Source organism: Methylophaga sp. UBA678, from assembly GCF_002299105.1.
Classification (GTDB): Bacteria; Pseudomonadota; Gammaproteobacteria; order Nitrosococcales; family Methylophagaceae; genus Methylophaga; species Methylophaga marina.
The window spans coordinates 35,118-47,624 of sequence record NZ_DBNG01000027.1 but is presented as its reverse complement, the minus strand read 5'-3'; the positions used below and the strand labels follow the sequence as shown (position 1 = coordinate 47,624).

The following is a 12,507-nucleotide window of genomic DNA, read 5'->3' as shown; positions in this document are numbered from 1 at the left end:
CGGGGTGTCATTAAATCCCCAAAAAATCATCACTGACATTACTTCACTGGCGGCAGGACGACCTGTTTGTCTTGCCTATAGTGGTGGTGTCGATTCTCATGTCTTATTGCATCTATTAGCAACCACACAACACCCACAGCTTGCTCAAGTTCGTGCTGTACATATTAACCACGATTTACATAATACAGCGGAGCAGTGGGCTAAGCATTGTGCCGATGTTGCCAGCAAACTTGATATTGAATTTAGTCATATTAATGTCACTGTTCAGGATATCGATGAATTAGGTTTGGAAGCCGCAGCCAGGAAAGCCCGCTATCAGGCTCTGAGTGATGAATTACTGCCAGATGAAGTGCTGGTCACTGCCCAACATCAGCATGATCAGGCTGAAACGCTTTTACTGCAGCTATTTCGTGGTGCAGGGCCATTAGGGTTGTCTGCTATGTGGCCTGAAAGTCAGTCACATGGTATGAGTATTATCCGACCACTGTTAGATGTGCCCAAGCAGGATATTCTTGATTATGCTGAACTTCATCAGCTTCATTGGGTTGATGATCCCAGTAATCAAAACATCGATATCAATCGCAATTATCTACGCCAAGAAATTTGGCCGCTTTTGCAACAGCGTTGGCCCACTATTGAAAAAACTATTAGTCGAAGTGCAAAGCATTGCCAAGAGACTAGTCTGTTATTAGCTCAATTGGCGGAACAGGATCGAGAACAGTGTCAGTTGAAACACGATGGACATTTATCTATCGCAGCCGTGAAACAACTACCCTTGGAGCGGCAACGAAACCTGTTGCGGTTTATGATTGAAACAGCAGGGTATGTATTACCGTCTACAGCGATTTTACAGCGTATTATCGAAGACGTGATCAATGCCGCTGATGATAAAGCCCCGCTGGTGAGATGGGCAGATACTGAAGTCAGGCGTTATCGAGATGATTTATATTTTCAGACTTCTACAGATTCAGAGCTCCCTCCAATAGAGATTAATTTCACTGGCCCTGCAGAACTTGAGTTGTCCGACGACTGCACACTCAAATGGCAGTTGACTTCCGGTGATGGTTTGAAAACATCTGTGCTCAATGGTGATCTTATGATGCGTTATCGTCAGGGCGGGGAAAAAATCCGGCTTAGGGGACATCCGCAACATAAATCATTAAAACAGCTTTTCCAGGAGTGGTCAGTACCACCTTGGAAGCGCGCAACTATTCCGCTGATTTTTGTTGGAGCAGAGTTAGTCGCCGTTGTGGGTTATGGTTATGCTCAACATTATGCGGCTGATACTGGTGAAAAAGGCTGGCTGCCTTATCTGGCTGGTGATCTTCAACCAGATTTAGATTGAGCGGGAAGGGCAATTCTGATAATTTATACGCTATTTTGAGCGCAGCCATTCTGGCCGCGTCGTTTTTTATTGAACTCTCCATATTATGACTAAATTTATTTTCGTCACTGGTGGTGTTGTGTCTTCCCTGGGTAAGGGGATTGCCGCGGCGTCACTGGCTGCTATTCTTGAAGCACGTGGACTGAAAGTCACGTTGGTAAAACTTGACCCTTACATCAACGTTGATCCCGGCACGATGAGCCCGCTTCAACACGGTGAGGTTTTTGTCACAGAAGACGGTGCAGAAACTGACCTTGACCTCGGTCACTATGAGCGTTTCATTGATGCGGATATGACCCGCAGCAATAACTACACGACCGGACAGATTTATGAGAACGTGATTCGTAAAGAACGTCGTGGCGAGTATTTAGGCAATACCGTACAGGTTATTCCGCACATTACTGATGAAATCAAGCGCTGTATTTTCGAAGGTGCCGGTGATGCCGATGTGGCGTTGATAGAGATTGGTGGCACAGTTGGGGATATTGAATCTTTACCTTTCCTTGAAACCATTCGTCAGATGGGCTCCGAATTGGGCCGTGAACGTGCATTATTCCTGCATTTAACTTTGGTGCCATATATTGCATCAGCAGGCGAAATCAAAACCAAACCCACACAACACTCAGTTAAAGAACTCAGAACCATTGGTATTCAACCGGATGTGTTGGTATGTCGGATGGATCGTCCTCTGCCAGAATCTGAACGTAAGAAAATTGCGTTATTCACCAATGTGGCAGTGAATAATGTGGTGTCTTGTGTGGATGTGGACAGCATCTATAAAATTCCAATGGAATTACACCGTCAGGGCTTAGATGACATTGTCGTGAAACAATTAGGTTTAGATGCTAAACCGGCTGATTTAAGCCAATGGCAACAGGTCTACAACAACCTGACTAAACCGGAAGGCGAAGTGAATATTGCTATGGTCGGTAAGTACATGGAACTGACCGAAGCTTATAAATCATTGTCTGAATCATTAATTCATGCTGGTATCCATACCAGAACCAAAGTGCATGTGCACTATGTCGATTCGGAACTGGTTGAACAGCAAGGGCCGGATTGCATCAAGGATATGGATGCGATTCTGGTACCGGGCGGCTTCGGTGAGCGCGGTGTTGAAGGCATGATCCAAACCGCGCAGTTTGCCCGCGAAAATAATGTTCCATACCTGGGTATTTGTTTAGGTATGCAGGTTGCCGTCATTGAGTATGCACGTCATAAAGCCGGTATGCCCGAAGCTTACAGTACAGAGTTTGACTTAAACACGGTTGATCCTGTGATTGGTCTGATTACTGAATGGCAAAAAGAAGACGGCAGCGTTGAGCAACGCGATCATGATTCTGACCTTGGCGGTACCATGCGCCTTGGTGGTTATCCATGTGTACTGAAACCTGGCAGTCTGGCTCAAAAAATTTATGGTGAGCAAGAAATTGTTGAACGTCATCGTCACCGTTACGAGTTCAATAGCAACTATAAAGAGAAACTGGAACAAGCGGGTTTAGTGTTCTCTGGTATGTCAAAAGATGAAACCTTGGCTGAAATGATTGAAATTCCAGAACATCAATGGTTTGTAGCTTGTCAGTTCCATCCAGAATTCACATCGACACCGCGTCATGGTCATCCTTTATTTGAAGGATTTATCAGTGCCGCCAAAGCTAACAAAAAGAATAGAGGGTAATACCATGCAATTATGTGGTCATGAAGTGGGTGGTAGACAGCCTTTATTTTTAATTGCCGGTACCTGCGTTATTGAAAGTGAGCAAATGACCATGGATGTAGCCGGTCAGTTGAAAGAAATCACTGACAAGTTGGGTATTCCATTTATCTACAAGTCCTCTTTTGATAAAGCCAATCGTACCTCGACAAAGAGCTATCGTGGACCAGGTTTAGAAGCCGGTTTAGCGATTCTGGAAAAAGTTAAAAAAGAATTTAATTTGCCCGTACTGACGGATGTGCATGAAGATACGCCACTAGCTGAAGTTGCCAGCGTGGTAGATGTGTTGCAGACACCAGCGTTCTTATGTCGCCAAACAAATTTTATTGTCAATGTGGCTAGTCAGGGGCTGCCAGTTAATATCAAAAAAGGTCAGTTTCTCGCACCTTGGGATATGCAACACGTCGCAGACAAAGCCAAATCAACCGGTAACCAACAGATTATGTTGTGTGAACGTGGCACCTCATTTGGTTACAACACCCTGATCTCCGATATGCGTGGTTTACCTACCATGCGAAATATGGACTGTCCTGTAGTTTATGACGCAACACACTCCGTACAGCAGCCCGGTGGACAAGGCGGTGCCTCTGGTGGTCAACGTGAATTTGTGCCTGTACTGGCACGTGCAGCGGTCGCAACCGGCATTGCCGGTGTGTTTATGGAAACACACCCCGAGCCTGAAAAAGCCTTAAGTGATGGACCTAATTCCTGGCCATTACATAAAATGACAGCATTGTTAGAAATGCTGCAAGCAATAGATGCAACAGTAAAACAACAAGACTTTATCGAAGACGAGCTGTTAGCTGGTCGATAAGTCGATATCAAAAAAAACATTACGGGAGCAGAGCATTGAGCAAAATCATTGATGTAAAAGCAAGAGAAATCATCGATTCACGTGGTAATCCGACGGTTGAAGCTGACGTTATTCTGGAAAGTGGTGCATCTGGACGTGCAGCAGTGCCATCTGGTGCCTCAACAGGTGAACGTGAAGCCGTTGAATTACGTGACGACGATAAAGGCCGTTACTTAGGTAAAGGTGTTTTAAAAGCAGTTGAAGCCGTCAACGGTGAGTTACGTGAGGCGGTACTGGGAATGGACGCTAACGACCAACGTGCTTTAGACAATAAATTGATTGCCACAGATGGCACCGAAAACAAAAGCCGTTTAGGTGCTAATGCCTTATTAGCTATCTCGATGGCATCTGCCCGCGCTGCTGCCGCCGATGCGAAGAAAACCTTATACAAATACCTGTCAACCGAAGAAAAAGCCGTGATGCCAGTACCGATGATGAACATCATCAACGGTGGTTCACACGCTGATAACAGCGTCGATTTACAAGAATTTATGATCATGCCTGTCGGCGCATCCAGCCTGACAGAAGCTGTGCGTTATGGTGCTGAAGTCTTCCATGAATTGAAAAAAGTGCTGAACAGCCGTGGCTTGAATACAGCTGTCGGTGATGAAGGTGGTTTTGCACCGGATCTGCCATCTAATGAGTCAGCGATTGAAGTGATACTGGAAGCCATTAAAAACGCCGGTTATGAAGCGGGTAAAGATATTATGTTGGCTTTAGATGCAGCCAGCTCAGAATTTTATAAAGATGGCATGTATGTGCTGGCTTCTGAAAATCGCTCATTAACGTCAGCAGAATTTGCCGATTTATTGGCAGACTGGTCGAATAAATATCCGATCATCAGTATTGAAGACGGTATGGATGAAAATGACTGGGAAGGCTGGAAATTGTTGACCGATAAAATTGGCGATAAAGTACAGTTGGTCGGTGATGACCTGTTTGTCACTAACCCGAAAATTCTGCAAGAAGGTATCGATAAAGGCGTCGCCAACTCGATTCTTATCAAAGTGAATCAAATTGGTACTTTGTCTGAAACATTGGATGCGATTAACTTAGCGAAAGCCAATGGTTACACCGCCGTTGTATCTCACCGTAGTGGTGAAACAGAAGATACGACAATTGCTGATTTGGCTGTGGCGACCAATGCCGGTCAAATCAAAACAGGTTCATTATCACGTTCAGACCGCGTTGCGAAATATAACCAACTGATTCGCATCGAAGCTGAATTAGGTGATGCTGCCAGCTACCCAGGTATGAAGGCGTTTAACGTCCAACAAGCCTAGGTGATATGTCTAAACCCGTCATGATTTTGTTAGCCGTCATATTGGTATTGCTTCAATACCGATTATGGCTCAGTCATGACGGGCTTCCTTCCTTATTACGCCTCCACCAAGCTGTAGAAAAGCAACGCATTGATAACGCTGAGTTAAAAGAGCGAAATCAAGTGCTTGCTGCTGAGGTACAAGACTTAAAAAGTGGTCTTGATGCCCTCGAAGAAAGAGCTCGTAGTGAGCTGGGCATGGTAAAACCAGGCGAAACCTTTTTCCAGATTATTGATAAACCAGATGAGCAGTAAACAGGCTGTTTGGGCCGTTGTGCCCGCTGCAGGTATTGGCAGTCGTATGCAGGCTGATATTCCTAAGCAGTATTTAGAGATTAATAATAAACCAGTATTGCAATTAACACTTGAGCGTCTGGCTTCACATCCGGCTATTGATGGCATTGTGATTGCTTTAGCTGAAAATGATACGTGGTGGTCTGATTTATCACTCACCTTACCTTGTGAGTTGCTGACAGCGACAGGTGGTAAAGATCGTTCTGATTCGGTAACAAATGCGTTAAAGGTTTTACGGCAACGGCTAGCTGACGATCCTTGGGTATTGGTTCACGATGCGGCCAGACCTTGTTTACGACATGAAGATATTGATCGTATGTTAGCCACCTTATCGCAAGATCCGGTTGGTGGCATTCTAGGTATTCCCGTATCAGATACGGTCAAACGAGTCGATGCAGATAACGTCATTAAAGAGACTGTTTGCCGTCAAGGTCTTTGGCGTGCTGCGACGCCACAGATGTTTCGTTTAGCAATGCTTTCACGTGCACTAGAGTCGGCATCCGATCAGTCTTTCGCCGTTACCGATGAAGCTAGCGCGGTGGAACTTGCTGGCCATCAGCCACGTATGGTGGAAGGGCATAGTGATAATCTAAAGATCACACTTCCACAAGACTTGGCACTTGCAGCACTTTATTTACGCCAGCAGGCAGGAGAAAATTAATGCGTATCGGACATGGCTATGACGTTCATCGGTTTACTGAGGACACCCCTTTAATCATTGGCGGTATGACCATCCCACACACGCATGGACTTGAAGCGCATTCAGATGGTGATGTACTGATTCATGCTATCTGTGATGCTTTATTGGGTGCTGCCGGCTTATGGGACATCGGCCATCACTTTCCTGATAACGATGAGGCATTCAAAGGCATTGATAGTCGTATTTTATTGCGGCGTGTTATCGACGATCTTGTAAAACGGGGATGGTCTGTGAGTAATGTTGATGCCACGATTATTGCACAAGCACCCAAAATGGCGCCTTTTATCCCTCAAATGCGCGAATTGTTAGCCGCCGACATGCAAACCGATATCACTGCCATTAATATCAAAGCGACTACCACTGAAAAGTTAGGTTTTGCGGGTCGCAAAGAGGGGATAGCCACTCATGCTGTCGCCTTGATTAAGCCGATGGACGACTAACCTTGTCATCATTTGATTTTGCCGCCTTAGCCAGAGTCAATACAGCAGCGTTAAACCATCGTTGCCTTATTCGTCAGACGCCTGAAGATTTTCGAGTCGAAGAGCAATTGCCTTTTGAACCGGCTGGTCAAGGGCCTCATGTGATGTTACAAATTACCAAAACCGATACGAATACTGATTGGTTAGCCAAACAGTTAGCTCAGTTTGCTGGTGTTGAAGAGGTAGCGATTGGCTATGCGGGTTTAAAAGACCGACACGCTGTCACGACGCAATGGTTTAGTGTTAATACTGAAGGTGTCACTGAACCAGATTGGTCAGCCTTTGAGTCTGACTTCATAACCATCAATCAAATCACACGCCATAATAAGAAATTAAAACGTGGTGTGTTATCTGGTAATCGGTTCACCCTGAACTTGACCGTTGTTGAAGGTGATAAACAAAGTTTGGAGTCGGCGCTTAGTCAGGTGCAAAAAGACGGGGTACCCAATTACTTTGGTGAACAGCGATTTGGTCACCAGATGAATAATTTACAGGCTGTTGAACAATGGTTCCAGCAAGGCAGAAAACCTAAAAGTCGTACCAAAAAAGGTCTATACCTCTCTGCTGCGCGTTCGTGGTTGTTCAACTTAATCGTAAGTGGACGTGTCAAAAACAGTAACTGGAATCAATGGTTAAAAGGTGATGTGATGCAGTTAAATGGCAGTCACAGTTGTTTTCAATCCGATAACGACGACATGCAACTGCATGATCGCCTCGCTCGTTTTGATATTCACCCAACTGGGCCACTTGTCGGGCAAGGCGATCTGTTGAGTCAGGATGACTGCCAGCAATTAGAAACGGCTATTTTGGCAGATTGGCAGGATTGGCTTCAGGCATTATCTCGACAAGGGCTCAAGCAAGAACGTCGAGCTATACGCCTACTGCCTTCAGACTTTAACTGGCAATGGTTTGATACACATCTGCAAGTATCATTTTTTCTATCAGCAGGTTGTTTTGCGACGTCTGTGTTGAGAGAGCTCGCTATTATTGAAGATGGCAGTGAAAGATTTAGCCAGCCACTTAGCCCGTCACAACAGAAATAAAATGGAGGTCTTTATGTTTAAACAAGCCTGCCGACTTCTGACCTTGTTTAGCTTATTTACATCTCCTGTTTTGCTTGCCTCAGACTGGCAAGCTGAAACAAGCAATAAGCACCTGGTTGTGATGGAATTGTTCACAGCCGAAGGCTGCGGTTTATGTCCGGCAGCTGAAAAGTGGGTAAAACAGCTGCCTGATAAAGGTGTGACAAACGAAGATATCGTGGTATTAAATTTCCACGTCGATTATCTGGATGAAAAAAAAGGCTGGGTAGATCGTTTTGCTAGTCCGATTTTTACGGAAAGACAAAAACAGCTTGCCAGATTAAATCTATTTCAAACTGTCTATACACCTGAATTCTTCATCAGTGGAGAGGTGTTACATGATTGGCGAGCACATGGCCTTGAAGCCATTGATTTTGTAAGTGACTTTGAGCCTGAAGCCGATATCGCATTACACGCACAGCTTGCTGGTACTAGCTTATCAGTGGATACAACAGTGACTGTGCAAGATCAGGAAAACAGAGAGCACAGTCAAGTGTATCTGGCGCTGACTGAAAATAATGTCCTCAGTGAGATCCGTGGTGGCGACAATGCTGGTGCAACGTTTAATCATCAATATCTTGTCAGAGCCTGGCTCGGGCCATACCCGGTAAAAACAGATGGCACAACCGAGCTAAAAACACAGATTCCTATCGACAAAAACTGGAAATTAGTTGATATGTCATTGGTGGCTATTGTTCAAAATATGGAAAATGGTTATGTCTTACAAGGGCTGGCCTTACCTTTAAAAGATTAATTCATGGATTATTTACCGATATTTTTAGATTTAAAACAACAAACTTGCCTGGTTGTGGGTGGAGGCAGTGTTGCCACTCGAAAAACGAAGCTACTTTTAAAAGCTCAGGCCAAAGTGACCATTGTCTCACCTGAGCTGACGGATGCGTTGAATACGCTTGTGCAGCAAGGCGAGGTTAGTTGGACTCAATCAGTATTCACTCCAGCTCATATCAGTGACCAACGCTTGGTAATTGCAGCAACCAATGACGAAAAGGTTAATCAGTCTGTATATGACGTTGCTCAAAAGAAAAATATCTTAACCAACCTCACTGATAACCCTAATGATAGCGACTTTATTTTTGCTTCGGTATTAGATCGCTCTCCTATCATTGTGGCGGTATCCAGTGGTGGTGAATCGCCGGTTTTAGCTAGGAATTTGCGTGCCCGTTTAGAAACCTTAATTCCACCAGGCTACAGTAAGCTAGGCGAATTGATGGGGAAATATCGTCATGCGGTGAAACAGAAGTTTGGTGAACTTCGTCAACGCAGACAGTTTTGGGATAACGTTTTATCTGGTCCTGTCGCTGACCATGTTTTAGCGGGTCGAGAAGCTGTGGCTGAGCATATTCTTCAGCAACAGTTGGCTGATGAGGCGAAAACGATTGACACTGGCGAAGTATTCTTGGTGGGGGCTGGTCCTGGTGATCCCGAATTACTGACGTTTAAAGCACTAAGACTCATGCAACAGGCCGACATTGTTTTTTATGACCGCTTGGTTAGTAAAGAAATTTTGGCTTTGGTTCGTAAGGAGGCTGAACTCGTCTATGTCGGTAAGCAACGAGCATGGCATGCCGTTAGACAGGAAGAAATCAATAATTTATTACTCAAACATGCCCAACAAGGCAAACGTGTTTTACGTTTAAAAGGCGGCGACCCATTCATATTTGGTCGCGGTGGAGAAGAAATCGATACCTTGGCTGAACATAATATTCCTTTTCAGGTGGTACCTGGAATCACAGCTGCATCAGGCTGTGCTTCCTATGCTGGTATACCATTGACTCATCGCGATTATGCCCAAAGTTGTATTTTTGTGACTGGCCAATTGAAAGAAGGGGAATTAAATTTAAATTGGCCTGTCTTAGTAAAACCAAGACAAACAGTGGTGGTCTATATGGGACTGGCTGGCTTACCTCAATTGAGTCAACAACTACAGCAACATGGCATGCCTGCCGATATGCCTGCAGCACTGGTTCAACAAGGTACAACTGAAAACCAAAAAGTCTGGTTAAGCACCATTGCTGAGCTACCTATGCTTGCTGAACGTGAAAAACCCATTGCACCTACCTTACTTATCATCGGTGAAGTGACGAAACTACACGACAAACTGTCTTGGTTTAAACCTGGTTGATATCAGCCACCCTGGTTGGTTTATTGTAGCCGCTTATGCGTGGTTTCACTGCTATTAAGATTTGTAAGTGTTTGTTAAAAAACCATTTACAAACTTGGCACTATATATGCTCCTGTTATTGAGTTTTTACAACCATAAAAATAACTCAGGAGAGTATAGGTAATGCAATTTCCGCAAAAGAGAAAGCTGATTTGCGTCATGCTAACCTCTGCACTGTTTTCCAGTGCGAGCTTTGCCGCTGACGATGATGTGAAATTAAGCGACATAGAAGTCGTAGGGACAACCCCTCTACATGGCGTAGGCTTACCAAAGGATCAAATGGCTGCTAATGTTCAGACAGCTACAGAAGAAGATATTGAACGTGTTCAGTCATTAGATATTTCTGATTTCATGAATAAAACGCTCGGCAGTGTTAGTTTAAATCAAGCTCAAAATAATCCTTTCCAACCCGATTTACAGTTTCGTGGTTTTACGGCTTCACCATTGGTGGGTAACTCTCAAGGTTTATCTGTTTATGTAGATGGTGTTCGTGTCAACGAACCATTTGGTGATGCGGTCAATTTTGAGTTAATTCCTCAGTCAGCCATTGCGAGCACCAACTTAATTCCAGGTTCAAACCCACTGTTTGGATTGAATACACTGGGTGGTGCACTATCACTCAAAACAAAAACCGGTTTCACCAACCCCGGTCATAGCTTAGAAGCTTACACTGGTTCGTTTGGCCGTGATTCAGGCACTATCGAAAGTGGTGGTAGTGACGGTAATTTTGCTTACTTTGTGACTGGGTCAATTACCAAAGAAGACGGATGGCGCGACTTTTCACCTTCACGTGTAGAGCAGTTTTTTACTAACCTGAGCTATGCAAATGAAGACACCACATTAGACTTCGGTATTACTGCCGTAGATAGTGATTTGAATGGTAACGGTGCGTCACCGATCGAATTAGTTGCTGCTGACCGCGAAGCGGTTTTTACCCATCCAGATAATACGCAAAACAAATTGCGAATGTTCACTTTGAATGGTTCTCACTGGATTAACGATGAAACATTATTAGCAGCTAATACATACTACCGTAGAAGTGACCGCAACTCATTTAATGGTGATGGTGGTGAGTTTGAAGTTGATGGTGGTGGTGATTTTGTTGATGATGATGGTGACGCTATTCGCACAAGCGCTGGCACCATTAACGTCGCAGACTTCGCTGACCCGCGCTATGATGTGGATGTAGATGGTGATGAAGTCGAAGGTCTCGGTTTAAATAACCGTAGTAAAACTGAGCAAGATAGCTGGGGTTTTGGTGTGCAAACAACATCATTCAAGCAGCTTTTTGGTCGTGACAACCAACTGACGGTTGGTGCAGCTTTTGATCGTTCAATAGTGGATTACAGTGCCAGTTCTGAAATCGCTTATTTGACTGATACTAGAGGTACAGATGGTACTGGTATAAATCTACTAGATGCACAAGTAGATGGGAACATCGATACTAATACATATAGCCTCTTTTTCACTAATACACATTCAGTAAGCGAACGTTTAGCACTGACAGTAGGTGCTCGTTACAACTGGATTGAAGTCGATATCTCAGGCTCAAGTAAAGCAGGGGCTCAAGATTTGAATGAGTCTGGCAATTCACACACCTTTAAACGCCTGAATCCCTCACTTGGTTTAACTTATAAACTGACAGAGGACATGACAACATACGTCAGTTATAACGAATCTAATCGTGCGCCTACTGCTACCGAATTGACTTGTGCTGAGCCAGAGTCACCATGCGCTTATCCTAATGCGTTCTTGGCAGATCCTCCATTGGATGATGTTGTTGCTAGAACGATTGAAACAGGTCTGCGTGGTCAACAAGAATTGTTTGATTGGTATGCCAATGTCTACTACACAGAGTTGAAAGATGACTTGTTGTTCTTCCCAGAAGATGAAAATCTATCTGAAGATGATAGTGGTCGTTTGGGCTTAGGTAACTTTAGAAATATTGATAAGACTGCTCGTGCAGGTATTGAACTTGGCCTAGCAGGTCAATATGAGAAGTTAAGCTGGTCAGCAAACTATGGTTATGTTCGTGCGACGTTTGAAGATAACTTCACCTACTCGAGAGATGGGGATTTGTATAACGTCTCTAAAGGTGATCGTCTACCAAGTATACCTGCTCATAACTTGAAAGTAGGGCTTGACTATGCGTTCACACAACAGTTTTCTGCAGGTCTGACTGCGTCATACCATTCTAGCCAACACTATCGTGGTGATGAAGCAAACGTAGACAAGGAAATCGCTGGTTATCGTGTAGTGAATCTGCATAGCCGTTATAAAGTAAACGAGCATCTGCAATTCTTCGCGAAAGTTGATAACTTATTCGACAGTGAGTACAACACCTTTGGTTTATATGGTGAGCCAGAAGAAGCGGGTCTTGAAGACTATGAAGATCCTCACTTTGTAGGAACCAGCGCACCACGTGCAGGTTGGGTTGGCTTTAAGTTAACTATGTAGCAGAACGAAAAAAGGGGCTGAAATCAGCCCCTTTTTTTTAT

The 12,507-nt window shown here is 44.4% G+C and carries 11 protein-coding genes; all 11 read left to right on the top strand.

The window, feature by feature from the left end; all coding sequences use genetic code 11:
• Window positions 1-4 precede the first annotated feature (4 nt).
• Window positions 5-1,345 (top strand): tRNA lysidine(34) synthetase TilS, encoded by a 1,341-nt coding sequence (gene tilS, locus B3014_RS13175; RefSeq protein WP_289244941.1) that lies wholly within the window; start codon window positions 5-7, stop codon window positions 1,343-1,345.
• Between the two features lie 85 nt (window positions 1,346-1,430).
• A complete protein-coding gene (locus B3014_RS13170) occupies window positions 1,431-3,062 on the top strand; it encodes a CTP synthase (RefSeq protein ID WP_286305032.1) in 1,632 nt (543 codons plus the stop codon).
• A gap of 4 nt (window positions 3,063-3,066) precedes the next feature.
• Window positions 3,067-3,912 carry a 3-deoxy-8-phosphooctulonate synthase gene (gene kdsA / locus B3014_RS13165; protein WP_091711720.1) on the top strand — a complete coding sequence of 282 codons (846 nt, stop codon included), beginning with the start codon at window positions 3,067-3,069 and terminating at the stop codon, window positions 3,910-3,912.
• 35 nt (window positions 3,913-3,947) lie between these two features.
• Window positions 3,948-5,234, top strand: coding sequence for a phosphopyruvate hydratase (gene eno / locus B3014_RS13160; RefSeq protein ID WP_289244940.1), 1,287 nt, complete (start codon window positions 3,948-3,950; stop codon window positions 5,232-5,234).
• A gap of 5 nt (window positions 5,235-5,239) precedes the next feature.
• The gene (gene ftsB / locus B3014_RS13155; protein ID WP_286305030.1) at window positions 5,240-5,527 is read left to right on the top strand and encodes a cell division protein FtsB; all 288 of its coding nucleotides are present in this window, start codon (window positions 5,240-5,242) and stop codon (window positions 5,525-5,527) included.
• Complete coding sequence (gene ispD, locus B3014_RS13150) at window positions 5,517-6,227, top strand: 2-C-methyl-D-erythritol 4-phosphate cytidylyltransferase (RefSeq protein WP_289244939.1); 711 nt, start codon at window positions 5,517-5,519, stop codon at window positions 6,225-6,227. The genes ftsB and ispD overlap by 11 nt, the downstream gene beginning before the upstream one ends.
• Window positions 6,227-6,706, top strand: coding sequence for a 2-C-methyl-D-erythritol 2,4-cyclodiphosphate synthase (gene ispF / locus B3014_RS13145; protein WP_286305028.1), 480 nt, complete (start codon window positions 6,227-6,229; stop codon window positions 6,704-6,706). The genes ispD and ispF overlap by 1 nt, the downstream gene beginning before the upstream one ends.
• Before the next feature lie 2 nt (window positions 6,707-6,708).
• Window positions 6,709-7,788 carry a tRNA pseudouridine(13) synthase TruD gene (gene truD, locus B3014_RS13140; protein ID WP_289244938.1) on the top strand — a complete coding sequence of 360 codons (1,080 nt, stop codon included), beginning with the start codon at window positions 6,709-6,711 and terminating at the stop codon, window positions 7,786-7,788.
• 13 nt (window positions 7,789-7,801) lie between these two features.
• Window positions 7,802-8,581: a DUF1223 domain-containing protein gene (locus B3014_RS13135; RefSeq protein ID WP_289244937.1), complete on the top strand. Its 780-nt coding sequence runs from the start codon at window positions 7,802-7,804 to the stop codon at window positions 8,579-8,581.
• A 3-nt stretch (window positions 8,582-8,584) separates the two neighbouring features.
• Entirely contained in the window at window positions 8,585-9,970 is a 1,386-nt protein-coding gene (gene cysG, locus B3014_RS13130; protein WP_289244936.1) for a siroheme synthase CysG, read from the top strand.
• Between the two features lie 162 nt (window positions 9,971-10,132).
• Window positions 10,133-12,466, top strand: coding sequence for a TonB-dependent receptor (locus B3014_RS13125; RefSeq protein ID WP_289244935.1), 2,334 nt, complete (start codon window positions 10,133-10,135; stop codon window positions 12,464-12,466).
• Window positions 12,467-12,507 lie beyond the last annotated feature (41 nt).